Origin of the sequence: Microvirga terrae, assembly GCF_013307435.2 — a bacterium.
Classification (GTDB): Bacteria; Pseudomonadota; Alphaproteobacteria; order Rhizobiales; family Beijerinckiaceae; genus Microvirga; species Microvirga terrae.
The window spans coordinates 1053671-1068044 of record NZ_CP102845.1 but is presented as its reverse complement, the minus strand read 5'-3'; the positions used below and the strand labels follow the sequence as shown (position 1 = coordinate 1068044).

Here is a 14374-nt window from a genome sequence, read left to right as displayed (position 1 = left end):
TAAGTCCGGCAGATCACACATGAGGCAACTATCGGACGAGGGAGACCACCCCCGGACGGAGCGAGACGATCCCCGCTCCACGATGGGAACCGGCCGGCCCGCGAGGGCCATGGACCGCGCCCTTCGCGAGACCCGTGAGGCTTGGCCCATCCTGAGCACCTACGAGCGTTTCGAGCAGGTCGTCTCGCTGGTGCTAACCAGCCTTATCGGGCTGGTGATCGCGGCCGCAATGATCCACCTGGGCTTCCGCATCCTCATGCTGCTGCTATCTGGGCTTCTCGACCCGGCGGAGACGGGCGTGTTCCAGGGGGTCTTTGGCATGATCTTCACGGTGCTGATTGCCCTGGAGTTCAACCATTCGATCATCAGCATCCTTCACCGCAAGGAAAGCATCGTGCAGGTGCGCACAGTGGTGCTGATTGCCCTGCTGGCGCTGGTGCGTAAATTCATCATCCTGGATGCGAGCAAGACCGACCCGCTCACCATCGTCGGGCTGGCCGCGGCTATCCTGGCACTCGGCTCGGTCCATTGGCTCGTGCGCGACCAGGACAGGAAGGATGCCACCGAGCAGGATCAGGCCCGAGGGATTGCCGACTAGGCCGGAGCAGCTCCTGAATTTCAGTGCGGCCACCCGGCCCGATCATCTCGTACTGTGAAAAAGCAAGGTTTCCCATGGCAGCCATTGATCCCCGCAACGAGCAGATGTTTCCGAAATTTGGGACTACGGACATCGGCCGCCTGCGTCGCTTCGGCGAGATCCGACGCCATGCGGCAGGTGAGCCGCTCTTTGTCACCGGCGATGTTGCTCCGGGCATGTTCGTCCTCATCACCGGCTCGGTCAGGGTCGCCCAATGGGACCCTTGGGGGCGTCTGTCCCCGATTGTCGAGCTGGGACCCGGCGACTTCGTCGCCGAGGTGGGGCAGTTGTCAGGCCAGCCAGCGCTGGTCGATGTCCATGCCATTGACGATGTGGAGGCGCAGCTCATTCCGCCCGAAAACCTACGGGCCTTGATGATCGCCGAACCCGCACTGGGCGACAGGATCATGCGGGCGCTCATTCTCAGGCGCGTCGTGCTGATTGAGACGGGTGCAGGCGGCCCGGTCCTGATCGGTCATGAAACCCATCCCGACGTGGTCCGTCTGCAAGGCTTCATGGCCCGCAATGGCTATCCATGCCAGGTGCTCGATCCCGCCCGCGACCGTGACGCGGCGACGCTCATCGAGAGCTATGCGCCGGACACGAAGGATCTACCCCTCGCCGTGTGTCCCAAGGGGACAATTCTCAAGAACCCGACCGAGCGCGCTCTGGCGCAGGCGCTCGGCATGGTGCCCGTCGATGGGCCGGATCGAGCCTATGACGTTGCCATCATCGGAGCGGGGCCTGCTGGTCTCTCGACGGCAGTTTACGCCGCGTCGGAGGGGTTGTCGGTCATCGTCCTGGATGCCGTTGCTTTTGGCGGCCAAGCAGGCGAGAGCGCCCGGATCGAGAACTATCTTGGCTTTCCCACCGGCATCCCCGGCCGGGAGCTTACGGCGCGGGCTTTCGTCCAGGCGCAGAAATTTGGCGCCCAGATGGTGATCCCGGCCGAAGCCGTCGGCCTCGATTGCTCGCAAATGCCGTATGGGATACAACTCGCTGACGGCCGGCGAGTCAAAGGCTCCACGGTGGTTGTAGCCTCGGGCGCCCGTTATCGGCGGCCGGATATTCCTCGCCTGGAGGAGTTCGAGGGGCGCGGCGTGTGGTACTGGGCCTCACCCATTGAAGCGCGCCTGTGCCGGAACGAGGAGGTTGCCCTTGTGGGCGGCGGCAACTCTGCCGGGCAAGCGGCGGTGTTTCTGAGGGACTTTGCCGCGAAGGTGTGGATATTGGTCCGTGGGCCCAGTCTGGCCGAGAGCATGTCGCAATATCTGATCGACAGGATTGCGGCTGCGGACAACATCGAAGTGCTGACCGAAACCGAGATCACCGCCCTCTCGGGTTCGCCGGAGGGGCAGCTTGAGCACGTCTGGTGGCGCAACCGCGTTAGCGGCGCGGAGACGGAGAAGCCGATCCGCAACGTTTTCATCTTCATCGGCGCGGATCCCGCAACGGGCTGGCTCAAGGGCTGCGGCGTGGGCCTGGACGCCAACGGCTTTGTTCGCACAGGTGCGGCTCTACCGGCCACCGGCATGATGGAAGAATGCGGCCCAAGACGCCGCTTTGCGCTGGAAGCGGAAGTCGCCAATGTGTTCGCGGTCGGTGATGTTCGGGCGGGGTCAGTTAAGCGCGTCGGCGCGGCAATTGGTGAAGGCGCGGCGGCGGTAGCTCAGATCCACATCGTTCTCTCAAATGCACCTGTACCGCCGCCCACGACAAGGGAGCAGAGAGCGCGAGGCTGATGAACGCCAGCTTGCCCCAGCTAATCACACAGGCACAATTGCCAGGCCCTTATGAAAATGTCCAAAGGCCTCAAACGGGACCATTGCGGCGCGTGCTATGGCGCTCCTCGATCAGGGGTCGGCAAGTCTGCTCAATGGCCTTCACCGCCAGATCAAGCCGCCTCCTGAGAGTGTCACTGTCCCCTTCGCCCCAGCCAATCGCCGCTTCCCATTGGTTGCGCCTCGCTTCCTCCGAGCCCGTTGGCTCCTGGCCGTAGGTGCGGATCAGGTTGTGGGCCGAGTCGATGACCTCGCTGTGAATGGCCCGAATCTCCTCGAAGGGCCGGGCGGCTTCCTCCCCAAAATAGGCCATGAAGCGGTACCGACTCGCTTGGAGCTCGGAAAACACTTGGCTCTCCTTGGTCAGGCGGTCAACGGGCGTGAATATTTCGCCTCGTTCAAGCTCCTCGTCCTTCGGTCCCGTTCTAGGGCGATCATCCTCCCCACCGTCGTTGTCATCTGGGGCGGGAAAGCGCGCCCATGTTAGGATGTCCCTGGCCCGGTAGAACCCCGCTAGCACCTCCTCGGCGAGCTCAGTCTTGCGCCGGCCGACCATCTCGGTCCGCCAGGCATTGAGCCCGCGGACCCCGGCCCAGCCGGCGACGACGGCCGCCAGGCCTGTCATGAGGTTGGCCAGCGCCGAGATCCATTCAGGCGACAAGATCGCCTCCGTGGGTGCGATCCTCGATCCTTCTGATCACTAATTCCACCATATCGTGAGCACAGATTTCAGAGGATGGTAAGCAGCGATTTCGCGCCAGCGTGAGCAGAGTTTCAGGTGATCTTGAACGCCTTTCATGAGCACCGGGACGCTTCGGCCGACAACCCCCTCTGGTTTTCGCCCCAGAATGCTATCTGTTTTCCCTGAGAACGCGGGAGCCGACGCGGTTGTCCACCGGCGTCACCACCTCCCTCGGATTCCTGCGGGTCGGCGCTTTCGCCACGTTGTCGGCAACAAGCTTTAGCTGCTGATACCAGTCTAACAGGTTGATCAAAGGATGCTGGTCCACGATCGCGGTGATGTTGCAGGAAATGGTTGTCTTGCCGGCGAGCCGGAACTGGCGCGCCAGCCGCTCCGCCGTGTCGAACAGGTGCTCGTGCCCTTTCCTGGTTCCGAAAATCGCGGCGACTTCCTTGAAGAACTGACGCCTGCGACGAGAGCGCTCCTCAGGCGCCAAGGGCCACTCGTCGTAATAGCCCTGCTCGATCCGTCTCCGAACCTCCCAATAGAGACCAAACCTTGGCTCAGTTGGGGCGAGCCCAAAGATGTTGTACGGATTAGCGTCAAGAACCCTGGTGCCTGACGGGAAATCATACTGGACAGCAGCGACGAATTCGGCCTCCTCGCGCGTGCCGGCCTCGACGACTACCGATGACATGCCGCAGTTCTTCGGCAGGAGATAGTGGACGCGGAATTCCAACTTAGTCTCCACACGTGTGAACACAGCTTCAAACCCAGACTCGTTTACCCCTTTGCTACCCTCTTCCGCTCCGGTCCTGCCGCCCATGGAGTGACGGCGGCAAGCCGGCGGCGCGCAGGATGCAAGGTCATGAGACGATGCCGCTTCGACGCCCCTTTACGCCACGACGAGCGTCTTGTTGGGCGAGTCTCCCTCCGTGTCTCCCGACCAATCGCAGAGGCCTAGCGATCACTCTGCAACGGCTCCAGGCCTGCAGAACCCTGACCGTAGTGTCGCTCAGCCGAATAATTGAGAGTTTCCTCTTCAACCAGGTGTTCTCTTCAGGGCCCGCAATCTCGCCCGCTCGGACCCAAGTCGTAATCCGCCGCGTCTCGGTTGTGCCACTCTGCTTTCACGGGAATACCTGTTAGGAACTCCTGTATTGAGCCGTCATGTCCGCAGCTTAGCGGCTTGCTAGGGCTGCGCCGTGGCAGGCTGTAGCAGTGTCGGATCGTAATTCTGTTCTCCCGAACTGCGATCATGGATCCAAATCGCTCGGACATCCTCGGGAAGGGCATCCCGCACTTTTCCAAGCTGACCTTCCGAAACATGATAGGACAGCACACTGAATACGGTTTGTGCGGCATCACGAGGATTGACGGGCCGAACGGGCCCGATGTTCTCGGAAACACGTGTGAGGAACTCGTCTTCGGAGCGATAGCGCTCGGGTTGCACCTCGGGCTGCCATTGATCGTAGTAAATTCCGCGCACTAAAATCGGCAGTTCTGCTCCGAGATGGACGGCGAGCTCCAGCGGAATACGATCGCGCACGGCTCGCAGCACTCCGCCCAGCACGGCCAGGCAACCTGCTTGTCGGGCCCCACGAGCCCAGTAATCTCGTTGAGCCAGATATGGGTGATCTGAAGGGTCTTGTCGAAGACATCGAGTCCGTTCGCACTCATGATGAGCCCCCCTGTTCAAATAATCGCGGGCAGTAAAACGTACTGATCTGTGAAGGCCCACGGCATTGAACTGAATGACAAGGGCCGGGATGATGTTCCTACGGGCTGTCCCTGAGGAAGAGCCCGGTCTGCCCGGAAGGTCGTCGCCAATCGAGGGAAGCATGAGGATCTGTGGGGCCAACAGTGAGAGGGACCCTCTGGAATGCGGCAAGCTGCTCGACGCTCCCGACGAAGCTTGGCTTTTCAGATCTAATCGGTCATCGGCTAGACACCACACCCAACCCAGAGCAGAATCCGATCTCTAACTACTGCACCGAGGGTTCCAGTGGGTCCGCAGGAGCATAAGATTGAGCGACGGCTGGTGGCGATTTTTGCCGCTGACGTGGCTGGTTATTCGCGCCTTATGAGCCTGGATGAGGTTGGAACGCTCCGTACCCTGACTGCCCACCGTCAGATCATGGACCGTCTCATTGCAGACCACGGAGGACGAATCGCGAACGCCGCTGGTGAAAGTGTTTTGGGCGAGTTCCCCAGTGCCGTGGATGCCGTTCAGTGTGCCATAGACGTGCAGCATGCACTTTTTCAGGCGAACCAAGATCTCCCCAAGGAACATACCCTGCGTTTTCGGATCGGGGTGCACGTCGGCGATGTAATGGTGCGGAACGGCGACCTGCTTGGAGACGGCGTAAATATCGCCGCTCGCCTGCAAAGCCTTGCAGATCCAGGTGGCATCTGTCTCTCAGAGGCTGCTTATGAGTACGTGCGCATGAGTGTTCCGCTGAACTTCAGTGATCTCGCGGAGCAGAACGTCAAGAATATAGAGGAAGCAATCCGAGCCTTTGGTCTGCCCCCTGAGAAGTGGTCCTCCCTGATGTATGGCCTTCGAGCCGAGTGGAGAACGAAAGAGAATGAGCAAGAATAGACACGCGGCTGAGGAAATCGTAGCGAGGCTCCGGCAGGTGGATTTTCTGACGGCACAGGGACGGACAGTCACCGAGGCGATCCGGCAGGTCGGCGTGAAGGAGGTCAGCTGCGGGACGAACTGCTCAATGACGAAATCTGCTACACGCTTAAGGAGGATCAGATCGTGATCGAAAGCTGGAGGCGCCATTACAACACCATCCGAACACACTCATCGCTGGGCTACAAGCGCCCGCCCCAGAGGCGGTGCTCTGGCCGGCTGCGCAGTCTGAACCAGCTCCGCCGGTCACCCCGGCCTTAGCGCCACGTCCGATCATGCGCTAACATTGATCCCAGACCACCTCATGGGGGCCGCCCAACCTGGTACATCCCTCTCAACAAGCCGCACATCACCGGTTGGTGTTGCGGTCCTCTCGGCTGGGGACAATCGTTCCAGCGCATCCGGCCGGGCTTCACCGCGCCGATGCTGGCCATCGAGAAAGGCATGGTTGAGACGATCGAGGCGCTGGAAAGCGTTGATCCAAAGGTCGGACCCTACTTTGTCGACGCCACAGACCTCTTCGACACGGATGAGCCCGAGTTCGAAGATGAGGCCAAGGCAAGCTAACTCAGGCACGCGGCATTTGAAGCGATCCTTGTCAGGTCCTGCCATTATTTGGGTTGTCCCGATAATCGCCGCTTTGTACCGCGTCGAAGCCGCGGGCCGTCAGTTCGATTGTCCCGGCGTCGGGCGCGGTCACGTAACCGAGGTGGGTCAACTCGGAAACAGACACTGCAACAGCGGGATCCGTACCGAAGCGCGCCTCCAACGTTGCCATTATCATGCGCGCGCCGGGCTTGCGGTGTGTCTCGCGGAAAAGATCCAGAATCTCACAGGCCGTCTCGCTGAGCTGCATTCTCCGGGTCCCGTAATCTGAGCCATCCGACGAGTGGTGTTCGATTTCTATAAACACCTAAATGCAGCCACTTTATGGGATGCCGACACGGGGAGCGAAGCGCACTCTTGAAGTTGCGATCAGCGTCAGGTTGCAAGCTCTTCATCAATGACACTGAGATGCACCAATTTCTCTCCGAAGCGGGCATGCTTCCCCGGAACCACACAATCTCAGCATCGTTTCCGACAAGACAGGACAAGAACCGAAGGAGGGCTGCCATGGCCAAACTCGGGCGCAAAGACGAATCGCAGAAGAGTAAGCACGGTGGAAATTACAGTGGCCACCACAACAAGGACGACGATCAACCCAAGAGCCCACGCGGCGGCGGCAGTAGCCAAGCTGCGGGCAAGGACCCTCACCGGGGAGATCATGGGCGTCACCGCTGAGGCATCATCGGTTAGGAACTTGGGGCGGCAAAGCTTCACTGGAGCGGCTGGTCCGCAAACAGCCACCAGGTGCATTACGTCTGCCCAAGTCGCAAAGGCTCGGCTCGAGACGTGCGTTGATCGGCAGGGTTGGTGCCGACAGGATGGTGGACGAGCTTTGCAACCTGATCGGGAACGAAGAAGGAGCGTTGGGCCCGCCTCGCTGACTTTAGGCGCTTCAGTTGGCTCTGATGAGCCGCATTGTCGCGGCATCGAGGATCCACAGCACGTTGCTGGAGTGCTTGGCGAACTGCCGTAAACGCTCCTCGGCCTCACGCAGGGCCGGTGGATCCCACCCACGGCCGACCGTTCTCGAACATAGGCCGGCCATGGGTCGAGACCGAGCGCTCGACCCGATCCGCAATCCCGATTACCCGGAAGTCGATGCGGTAGCCCCTATCCCCTGCGGGATTGCTGCACCGGGCAACCGCTGCTGTCAGTAGTGTGGTGAAGGTTCTGCAAATGGCCTGAGCGGGGCGGTTGTGCCAGGATGGTGATGTTCGACGTAACGCACTCCGAGAGGAGCCCCACCATGACCAGCACCAAGGATAAACCTGCTACCGCTGCCATCAAGGACCTTCTGAACCACCACCCGGACAGCCTGCGCGAGATCGTGCGCGCCGTCATGCAGGAGATGCTCGAAGGCGAGATAACAAGAGGAACAAGAGACCCTTGAAGCGGCTCGCGAGCTTGAGGCGTAGCCCGCTTTCGCACGAGAGTATCAGCAGCGCGCCGGGACTGAGGGAACGATATCGGCAGGTGACCGAACCTGCACCTCCGGCGCTCACGCTACATCGGGTTGGCCAAGACGCATCTACAACACGTGCTCACGGCAGCCGCCATGAACCTCGTGCAGCTCGGCGCCTGGTTCCCTAGCACACCACTTGCACGAACGCGTCAATCCGCATCGTCAAGCTCATGATGGCTCGAACCCCAGCGTGATGAATTCGCCAGCAGTATCAGAAGCGTAGCAAGACCATGGTCAGTATCGCTCGCGGTTGTGGAGAATTATGTAGGTTGACTTCCCGATAGGGTTATGCAGTCGTGCCGTCGCCGCGCTCACCTGGCTCCGGAACTGTCTGACTTATCGGCGCGACGCGCGCCCTGTCAAAGTAGTCCCGGTGCACAGTGGGTTGATCAGGATAAGAAGGTGGGGACAATGCCAGGTGCTGTCCCGATGAGCCACAGACCCGGTCAAGCCGGCCAGCGATAGCGTTTGAATCCTATTGACCCGCCGATGTTCAGTTGTCCGCCCGCACCGTGAAGAGATTGGGGTGTGGCCGTGGCTGGGAACGAAGATACTGGGGCGGTGCCTTGACAGAGGCACCGAAATACGCGGCTGCGTGCCAAGGCCAGCGGGGATCGTAGAGTACCGCGCGGGCAAGGGCGATCAGATCCGCATCACCCGTGACCAGAATGGATTCCGCCTGCACATAGTCGGTGATGAGGCCTACGGCGATGACGGGCATTCCGACCGATTTGAGGGAACGGGCCAGCGGTACTTGGTAGCTCGGCCCCACCGGGATCTTCTGCGCCGGCGTCAATCCACCGCTCGACACGTGGATTCCGCTGCCGCCGTGTGCTTTGAGCGCTTTGGCGAAAACCAGCGTCTCTTCGATTGTCCAACCACCCTCGGCCCAATCCGTGCCTGATACGCGCACCGTCACCGGGCGCTCTGCCGGAAAGGCGGCGCGAACGGCGTCGAACACTTCGAGCGGGAAGCGGATCCGGTTCTCCAGGGAGCCGCCATAACTGTCATCCCGCTGGTTCGACAGGGGTGAGAGAAACTGGTGGAGCAGATAGCCGTGCGCCACATAGATCTGAACGGCGTCGATGCCGAGCCGGGCTGCGCGTGTTGCCGCATCGGCAAAGGCATCTCTCACCCGCTTGAGGCCGTCCTCATCAAGGGCCTTCGGCGGAACCTCGCCGACGTCGTGAGGGATCGCCGAAGGCGCTTCTGTCTGCCAACCATTGGCATGGTCGGGCGGGATTTGTTTGCCGCCTTTCCAGGGCACCTCCGTGGAAGCCTTGCGCCCGGCATGGCCCAGTTGGATCGCGATCGGCATGTCGGACCAGCGGCGGATGCCGTCCAGGACGCGTCGCATGGCAGCCTCGCATTCATCGGAATAGAGGCCCACATCCCCATAGGTGATCCTGCCTTCAGGCAGAACTGCCGTCGCCTCGACGGTCAGGAGCGCCGCGCCCGACAGTGCAAGCTGGCCCAAGTGGATCAGGTGCCAGTCGGTCATGCAGCCGTTCTCAGCCGAGTACTGGCACATGGGTGCTATGACGATCCGGTTAGTGAGTTCGAGATCTCCGATCCGGAAGGGGGTGAAGAGTTTTGCGTGCGACATGAGCTGCCTCTTCGGTTGCAGATGATCGTATCTTCGTAAGGAACACAATGACCCTAAAGCCCTCTGTCGTGAGGTTGTTAGGTGGCTCCGTTTGTTTGAACAGCGGTTTTGGTTTGCTAAGTGGAGCGTATGCCGGGGGTACGCTGCCGCGCGTTGCGGGAGCCGCTTGATTAAGCCTGAACGGGTGTCCTCCGGTCGAGGCTCCAATGAGGCCTCCGGGTATTGCAAAAGGTCAGATACAGACCGATCGAATCGCGTGTTTCAACGACACTGTCGTAGGCCTTCAGAAGTAAGATCCGACGACATCGTTTCAACGTTCCAATCGTCAGATCCACCTCTGAGATGCGATGCTGATCCTGTTGCTGCGGTGGACATGACAAGCATAAGGATCTGTGGTGCAGACAGCGAGAGGGACCCTCCGGAAGGCGGCGATCCGGCCCAACCGCAGCAGGGCTTCCGAAAGCCAGAGTTACATGCAACGTTGTTACTCCACATTTCCTTGTGCTCTCTTATTTCAAGAGGATGACACGGGCATCGCCTCCACGCTCCAGCACATTGAGCGACATATCCTGCTCGTGCCGGTGCAAACTCAGGGTAAAGCTTGATGCATTCAGGTGCAGCCCTCGGATCAAAACCTCGCCTAGGAAATCCGGCAGAATCGGATCGTTGAAGTGGACCGTGTTGCCTTGGTAGTCGAGTTCCAGCCCCAAGGTGGCCTGGAGGAGCGCAAACGGCGTTGCCGCAGCCCAAGCCTGCGGCGAGCAGGCCACGGGATACGCTGTCGGTCCACGATGGCGCCGGCGCGTGAAACCGCAGAACAGCTCGGGCAGACGACGGGACTCCTGATAGGTGGCCACCTCGAACATGGCCTTGAAGACTTGCGCCGCGTCAGCCTTCAAGCCATACCGTGCGAGCCCCAGGGCGATCAGCCCGTTGTCATGGGGCCAAACCGAGCCGTTGTGATACGACATCGGATTGTAGCGGGCTTCGCCTCGCGCCAGGGTACGAATGCCCCAGCCGCTGAACAAATCGGGGCTCAGCAGCGTCGTGGCAACGCGGCGGGCGCGGTCCGGAGCGGCAATCCCGGCAAACAAGGCATGCCCGGCATTTGACGTCCGTACGCGACAAGGCCGCTTGGCTCCATCAAGCGCCAAGGCGTAGGTGCCGATCTCCTCGCACCAGAACGCGGCCTCGAACCTCTCCCGAAGGTTGCCGGCTTTTCTGGCAAGTCTGTCGCCGAGATCGTGCCGATGGAGTGCATGCGCAAGTCGCGCCGCCGCCTGTTTGGCCGCGAAGACATAAGCCTGCACCTCGCATAGGGCGATGGGGCCCTCGGCTCCCGAGCCATCGGCGTGGAAGATGGAATCGTGGCTGTCCTTCCAGCCCTGGTTGGCAAGCCCCTTTTCAGTTTCCCGGTGATACTCGACAAAGCCATCGCCATCGCGGTCGCCGTACACATCACACCAGCGCAGGGCCGCTTCGATATTGGGCCAGATCGCCTCGATAGTTTCGCGATCACCAGTGCGCTCGTAGTACTGACCGGCTAGCATGACGAAAAGGGGGGTGGCGTCCACAGTGCCATAGTAGCGCCGGAACGGCACCTCACCGAGCTGGGCCATCTCGCCCAGGCGGCGCTCGTGCAGGATCTTGCCGGGCTGAGCGTCCGCGGCAGGATCGACCTCGGTGGCCTGCATCCCGGCCAAATAGCGCAGCACCCCTTTGGCAATCGATGGATCCGCCCACAGGAGCATCATTGCTGTGATAATCCCGTCGCGTCCGAACACTGTGCTGTACCAGGGTATACCGGCATACGGGTACAACCCATGCTCGGTCGGTGTGACCAGCATGTACATGTCTGATGATGATCGCGAGATGATCTCGTTGAACAGGCTATTCGAGGTCTTCACCTTAGTGATCTGTCGTGTCGCCGCTCGCAAGGCCCGGCGGTTGTCACGCAACGCTTTCAGGAAGTTCGGTGCCCTGGAGCTAATAGCCTCCCCAGACTTCTGCTCCTCACAGGCCACCGTGATCAGGACTGAACGGCGCTCGTCGGGCTCCAGGGCTATCTCGTAGACAACCCGGTCGGCCCCGAGTTGCGTCGGCCATGGCTCGAAGCGCAGCACGGTCTGCCGCACGATCCCGTCGAGTCCCTCGTAGCTGAAGACGACGCGATCGGGAGCCAGCGTCTCGACGGAATGGCGGCCGCGACGCGCCCTCTGCATGCCCCGGACCTCGAACAGATCTCGAAAGTCGGCGGCGAAACGACATTCGAGGTGGAAGACGCGCCGGCGAGTGTCGTAGTTGCGAAGGCCAATCCGCTCGAAGAGGACCCCCTGCCAAAGGAACTTGGTCCGGCTGAGCGCGACAATATCGCGCGGGAGCGCGGTTTCCGTTCCAGGCCGGATGTCGGGGTTCGTCAGATCAACAGTGAGTGCCGCGTTGTCGTCCTGAATGACCGAGCCCAACAGCAGCGGCCGCTTGCCGTCAAACCGCAACACGAACCGTGACAGGTAACGCGTATCCTGAAAGAACAATCCTTCCGGACTGGGCTGCATGATGCCACAGTCTCCATTGCTATCGAGCACGGCGAAGGCGTCGCCGGTCTTCAGCGTTCGCAAGGTGCGCTCCACTAAGGAGTTCTGCGCCTCGATGTAGCCTTCGGAAAGTTGCTCCGAGACAGGCTCTGTGTGGTCCGAAGACGGCCCGGTGACGCGATCGTTCATACCGACCCCCGTTGCTGTTGACGCGCTGGTACCATTCGTCTCGACCAACATCAGCTCGACATTGACTGACTGAATCTGACTGCTGACGTGACGTCAATTAGGCTCTTCTGATCATGGCCATGTCCTGTAGGAAAGGTTCCATAGTGACATAACTCTCCGCTATGCATGTTGCTGGGGAACAACGTTCGAAAGAACACCTGAGCCACTGCTCGCGATCTTCCGAGATGTCATCGCCGGCCCCGCAACTCGGCGGATCGGCTGAGGGCGTTTGCAGGGTATGTCGGCGACGTTAGCTTGACTGGACTTGGGGTGGCACTTCGGTTGAGCAAGAGCTTATAGGCGGCAAGATAGCCTGCCACCATGCGGCAGACGGTGAAGTGCTGCTCGAAGTGAGCCCGAACGGCGGAGCGGTTGATAGCGTCAACGGTCTCAACCGCAGCGACGGCCTCATCAACAGATTCCACTACTCGTCCTGAAACGCCATCGGCAATGACTTCAGGCACCGAACCGTTGCGCCAGGCAATCACAGGCGTGCCAGCCGACATGGCCTCGATCATCACGAGGCCAAACGGCTCGGGCCAGTTGATCGGGAATAGAAGAGCGCGTGCATGCCCGAGGAAGTCGCATTTTGCACTCTCGTCGATCTCCCCGACGAACTCGACGAGCGGATGATCCAGCAGCGGGCGGATGACCTCGAAATACTCTTGGTCCGCCTTGTCGACCTTGGCGGCGATCTTGAGCGGGACACCTGCGCGTTTGGCAATCTCGATGGCCCGGTCGGGCCGCTTTTCGGGCGAAATGCGACCAAGGAAGGCCAGATAGTCGCCACCACGCGCATCGAACGGGCAAACGGTTGAAGGCAGGCCGTGATGAACAGTCGCAAGCCAGCTCACGTCTGGCGGCATGGGGAGCCGCTGACTGTTGGAGATGGACACCAGCGGCATCTCGCGAAAGGTTCGAAACACCGGCATGAAGTCGGGCCAATCAAGTCGTCCATGCAAGGTCGTGAGGCACTTGTGAGCGATGTCCCGGAACAACACGTGCTGGAGGAGGTCGACGTGGAAGTGGATCACGTCAAAGGCATCCGCGCGGGCCCGGACCTTGTCCAGCATCACCAGATGGCTCGCGGTATGATCACGAATGCCGGACAGGCGCAGACTGCACGGGTTACAGGGGACAAGATGAGCCGATGTCACGGAGTCGCCGCTCGCGAAGAGTGTCACCTCGTGTCCCTGAGCCACCAGCTCCTCTGTGAGCCAGGAGACAACCCGTTCGGTGCCGCCGTAGAGCTTGGGCGGTACGGCTTCTGCCAGCGGGGCGACCTGTGCGATGCGCATCGAGTGCTTCTTTCTGCGATCAAGTGGTTTGGGTTATTCAGGAGCCGGGGATCTCACCAGCAGCGATGCTTCATGACCTCGGGCACACAGCATCGGCTTGGCCAAGATCGCCCCCGCGGAAGCTGCTGATTGCGGCGGCGCGGTGGGCTTCACCGATCACCGCCCTGCGTGGGACCGAAGGGACGCTGTTCCACCCTGCCCGGCTCCAGTCGGACGGCACTCATGCCGCCGGCCGTCGTGTGCGGGCCTGGTTGAACAGGCCAATCATGTCGCGGTTGAAGGCTGGGATGTCATCGGGCATGCGGCTGGTAATTAGATTGCCGTCGACGACGCTCGCCTGGTCGACCCAGTGGGCTCCAGCGTTCTCCAGATCGGTTTGGAGTGATGGCCAGGAGGTCATGCGCCGTCCCTGCATCTTGCCGGTCTCGATCAGGGTCCAGGGACCATGGCAGATGCTGGCCACCGGCTTTCCGGCATCAACAAACGCCTGCACGAAGGCGATCGCGTTGTCATCCATCCGCAGCCTGTCGGGATTGATCACGCCGCCTGGCAGCAGAAGGGCGTCGAAGTCGTCAGGCTTCGCTTGGTCGAGGGGCACGTCTACTGCAACCTCATCGCCCCAATCGGTAAAGTTCCAACCTCGCGCTCGGTCGCCTTTGGGTGAAACGACCAGGGTTTCGGCCCCGGCCTCATCCAAGGCCCTTCGGGGTTCGAGCAGTTCGACCTGCTCAAACCCGTCCGTGACCAGAATGGCCACCTTCAGCCCGTTCAGGTTTCCGTCTGCCATGGATCCGTCTCCGTTCAATGCGAGGTGGGTTGATAGGGCAGTGCCTCATGAGCACAGCCCCGTCTGCCAGCACGAGGTGGGGAGAAGCGCCCGAACTGCTATGATTTCCCTT

General features: G+C 60.9%; 11 protein-coding genes and 5 pseudogenes. 8 read left to right on the top strand and 8 right to left on the bottom strand.

The window, feature by feature from the left end:
* Positions 1-82 precede the first annotated feature (82 nt).
* Positions 83-598 carry a phosphate-starvation-inducible PsiE family protein gene (locus HPT29_RS04960; RefSeq protein ID WP_371823137.1) on the top strand — a complete coding sequence of 172 codons (516 nt, stop codon included), beginning with the start codon at positions 83-85 and terminating at the stop codon, positions 596-598.
* A gap of 74 nt (positions 599-672) precedes the next feature.
* Entirely contained in the window at positions 673-2379 is a 1707-nt protein-coding gene (locus HPT29_RS04955; protein WP_173947666.1) for an FAD-dependent oxidoreductase, read from the top strand.
* Positions 2380-2449: 70 nt separating this feature from the next.
* Here the strand turns inward: HPT29_RS04955 and HPT29_RS04950 are convergent, their stop codons facing one another.
* The 3 genes and pseudogenes from HPT29_RS04950 to HPT29_RS04940 form a co-directional block, all read right to left on the bottom strand.
* Complete coding sequence (locus HPT29_RS04950) at positions 2450-3079, bottom strand: hypothetical protein (protein WP_173947665.1); 630 nt, start codon at positions 3077-3079, stop codon at positions 2450-2452.
* A 190-nt stretch (positions 3080-3269) separates the two neighbouring features.
* Positions 3270-3839 carry a hypothetical protein gene (locus HPT29_RS04945; protein ID WP_173947664.1) on the bottom strand — a complete coding sequence of 190 codons (570 nt, stop codon included), beginning with the start codon at positions 3837-3839 and terminating at the stop codon, positions 3270-3272.
* A 453-nt stretch (positions 3840-4292) separates the two neighbouring features.
* Positions 4293-4780 (bottom strand): annotated as a pseudogene (locus HPT29_RS04940) (DUF2267 domain-containing protein).
* Positions 4781-5141: 361 nt separating this feature from the next.
* Between HPT29_RS04940 and HPT29_RS04935 the strand changes: the two are divergent.
* The 4 genes and pseudogenes from HPT29_RS04935 to HPT29_RS04925 all read left to right on the top strand — a co-directional run bounded on the left by HPT29_RS04935 (position 5142) and on the right by HPT29_RS04925 (position 6308).
* The gene (locus HPT29_RS04935; protein ID WP_259060485.1) at positions 5142-5702 is read left to right on the top strand and encodes an adenylate/guanylate cyclase domain-containing protein; all 561 of its coding nucleotides are present in this window, start codon (positions 5142-5144) and stop codon (positions 5700-5702) included.
* Positions 5689-5811, top strand: a pseudogene (locus tag HPT29_RS28800) (IS3 family transposase); the annotation flags it as partial. The gene HPT29_RS04935 and the pseudogene HPT29_RS28800, both read left to right, overlap by 14 nt.
* A pseudogene (locus tag HPT29_RS04930) lies at positions 5805-6025 on the top strand (integrase core domain-containing protein); the annotation flags it as partial. The pseudogenes HPT29_RS28800 and HPT29_RS04930, both read left to right, overlap by 7 nt.
* A 160-nt stretch (positions 6026-6185) precedes the next feature.
* Positions 6186-6308 carry a hypothetical protein gene (locus HPT29_RS04925; protein WP_256439458.1) on the top strand — a complete coding sequence of 41 codons (123 nt, stop codon included), beginning with the start codon at positions 6186-6188 and terminating at the stop codon, positions 6306-6308.
* A 31-nt stretch (positions 6309-6339) separates the two neighbouring features.
* On the opposite strand, the gene HPT29_RS04920 is transcribed toward HPT29_RS04925, so the two are convergent.
* Positions 6340-6597 carry a hypothetical protein gene (locus HPT29_RS04920; protein WP_173947662.1) on the bottom strand — a complete coding sequence of 86 codons (258 nt, stop codon included), beginning with the start codon at positions 6595-6597 and terminating at the stop codon, positions 6340-6342.
* Positions 6598-7593: 996 nt separating this feature from the next.
* Between HPT29_RS04920 and HPT29_RS04915 the strand changes: the two are divergent.
* Together HPT29_RS04915 and HPT29_RS28795 are read left to right on the top strand one after the other, a co-directional pair.
* Positions 7594-7716 (top strand): annotated as a pseudogene (locus tag HPT29_RS04915) (IS256 family transposase); the annotation flags it as partial.
* Positions 7715-8003 (top strand): annotated as a pseudogene (locus HPT29_RS28795) (transposase); the annotation flags it as partial. The pseudogenes HPT29_RS04915 and HPT29_RS28795, both read left to right, overlap by 2 nt.
* Before the next feature lie 299 nt (positions 8004-8302).
* Here the strand turns inward: HPT29_RS28795 and HPT29_RS04905 are convergent.
* From HPT29_RS04905 to HPT29_RS04885, 4 genes are all read right to left on the bottom strand, one after another.
* The gene (locus tag HPT29_RS04905) at positions 8303-9415 is read right to left on the bottom strand and encodes an NADH:flavin oxidoreductase/NADH oxidase (protein ID WP_173947661.1); all 1113 of its coding nucleotides are present in this window, start codon (positions 9413-9415) and stop codon (positions 8303-8305) included.
* A 509-nt stretch (positions 9416-9924) separates the two neighbouring features.
* On the bottom strand, positions 9925-12138 hold the full coding sequence (locus HPT29_RS04895) for an amylo-alpha-1,6-glucosidase (protein WP_173947660.1): 2214 nt from the start codon (positions 12136-12138) through the stop codon (positions 9925-9927).
* A gap of 227 nt (positions 12139-12365) precedes the next feature.
* The gene (locus tag HPT29_RS04890) at positions 12366-13475 is read right to left on the bottom strand and encodes a glycosyltransferase family 4 protein (protein ID WP_173947659.1); all 1110 of its coding nucleotides are present in this window, start codon (positions 13473-13475) and stop codon (positions 12366-12368) included.
* Between the two features lie 220 nt (positions 13476-13695).
* Entirely contained in the window at positions 13696-14262 is a 567-nt protein-coding gene (locus tag HPT29_RS04885) for a type 1 glutamine amidotransferase domain-containing protein (protein ID WP_173947658.1), read from the bottom strand.
* Between the last annotated feature and the right edge of the window lie 112 nt (positions 14263-14374).

Coding starts and splice junctions, on each gene's coding strand:
- HPT29_RS04905 (WP_173947661.1), bottom strand. CDS start 9,415: ATGTCGCACGCAAAACTCTTCACCCCCTTCCGGATCGGAGATCTCGAA.
- HPT29_RS04960 (WP_371823137.1), top strand. CDS start 83: ATGGGAACCGGCCGGCCCGCGAGGGCCATGGACCGCGCCCTTCGCGAG.
- HPT29_RS04885 (WP_173947658.1), bottom strand. CDS start 14,262: ATGGCAGACGGAAACCTGAACGGGCTGAAGGTGGCCATTCTGGTCACG.
- HPT29_RS04895 (WP_173947660.1), bottom strand. CDS start 12,138: ATGAACGATCGCGTCACCGGGCCGTCTTCGGACCACACAGAGCCTGTC.
- HPT29_RS04920 (WP_173947662.1), bottom strand. CDS start 6,597: ATGCAGCTCAGCGAGACGGCCTGTGAGATTCTGGATCTTTTCCGCGAG.
- HPT29_RS04955 (WP_173947666.1), top strand. CDS start 673: ATGGCAGCCATTGATCCCCGCAACGAGCAGATGTTTCCGAAATTTGGG.
- HPT29_RS04890 (WP_173947659.1), bottom strand. CDS start 13,475: ATGCGCATCGCACAGGTCGCCCCGCTGGCAGAAGCCGTACCGCCCAAG.
- HPT29_RS04925 (WP_256439458.1), top strand. CDS start 6,186: ATGGTTGAGACGATCGAGGCGCTGGAAAGCGTTGATCCAAAGGTCGGA.